This window comes from Endozoicomonas sp. ONNA2 (genome assembly GCF_024606365.1).
Lineage (GTDB): Bacteria > Pseudomonadota > Gammaproteobacteria > Pseudomonadales > Endozoicomonadaceae > Endozoicomonas.
The window spans coordinates 1-1,240 of the sequence record NZ_JAHHPO010000151.1 but is presented as its reverse complement, the minus strand read 5'-3'; the positions used below and the strand labels follow the sequence as shown (position 1 = coordinate 1,240).

Annotated in this window: 1 protein-coding gene, 1 tRNA gene and 1 pseudogene; all 3 read left to right on the top strand. The window is 45.2% G+C overall.

Features of this window, described 5'->3' with window-relative positions; translation table 11 throughout:
- The first annotated feature begins 139 nt into the window (after nt 1-139).
- Nucleotides 140-216, top strand: a tRNA-Pro gene (locus tag KDK14_RS02750).
- A 352-nt stretch (nt 217-568) separates the two neighbouring features.
- Complete coding sequence (locus tag KDK14_RS02745; RefSeq protein ID WP_257263491.1) at nt 569-742, top strand: hypothetical protein; 174 nt, start codon at nt 569-571, stop codon at nt 740-742.
- Between the two features lie 95 nt (nt 743-837).
- A pseudogene (locus KDK14_RS02740) lies at nt 838-1,240 on the top strand (hypothetical protein); the annotation flags it as partial.

The following is a 1,240-nucleotide window of genomic DNA, read 5'->3' as shown; positions in this document are numbered from 1 at the left end:
GCGCGCCTGCTTTGGGAGCAGGATGTCGGGAGTTCGAATCTCTCTACCCCGACCACTATTCCCCCACTTCTCCGTAACAACTTCTTTAATTCATTTCCCATTGACAGATTATTCTGCATGTCTAGAATGGCATTGACTTCGGCGTGTAGCGCAGCCTGGTAGCGCATTTCGTTCGGGACGAAAGGGTCGGAGGTTCGAATCCTCTCACGCCGACCAAGGAAATCAAGGGTTTACGAGAATTACATATAAATAATTATTGATATGATGCCCTTTTGAGAACACGAATGAGAACACCGAGGCAATTTTAAGCAACAGCTGAAGCCTATCTTGAACCTTTGATTTTGGGTGCTTTTCGGATGTAAATCTTCCTGCCTGTTTCGGTCCTGTGGCCTGAATATTGGCCTTCATGATCGGACACACCTTTGGCCTTCATATCGTGAAAAGTAAACCGTTCCTCCAGTGTAATTTTTCCCGCTGCCAATCGTCTTCGCATACAGTCTTTGAACCTGAATTCAGCAGTCAAATCCTCAGCTAAACTGTAACCCTCAGCAGTACAGAGGGTTGCAAGATGGTTTTACCCCAAAAACCCGCTCACCCAAAGGGTGAGCTGTCCGAGTTCGAAAAAGACCCATTATCCGTCAAACTGGAAGTCGATACCTTCGAAGGAAAAGTGCATGTTGAGTGGGAACCCGGTGCATCAGTCACACCAATGGGACAACTCGCTTTTTTATTCATTTTTTAAAAACCGGGCACCGCTTTGAGCCCTGGGTCAAAGACTGTCCGCTCATCTACAAGAGTAATAACGCGTCCGGAAAGCTCAACGTTCCTGGTTCACTAATGCTATCAATTCTTTCAGGTCATAAACGGTATGCGCATATAAGCACGTTAATTGGTGACAACGTAAATGCTCAGCTTCTTGGCATGAAAAAAATCGTCAGCGATGATACAGCCAGAAGGGGTTTGGAAAAAATAGATGAAGAGGATGGTGTAAAATGGCTGCAAAAACACCTTCATCTCTGCTATGACCCTCTATTAATGCTTCCATGGATTATGGACGTCGACGTCACTATTAAAACAATTTACGGTCATCAAGAAGGTGCGGAAGTTGGATACACCCCACATAAAAAAGGTCGGCCATCACATGCCTGTCATTCTTACATGATGGCTGATTTAAAACTGGTTCTTGAAGCAGGGCGACAGAATCGGTCGAACGATCATCCCGATAATAGGATATTTAGCT

Bases quoted from the DNA above. Each gene is read 5' to 3' on its own strand.
- KDK14_RS02745 (WP_257263491.1), top strand. From the start codon at position 569: ATGGTTTTACCCCAAAAACCCGCTCACCCAAAGGGTGAGCTGTCCGAG.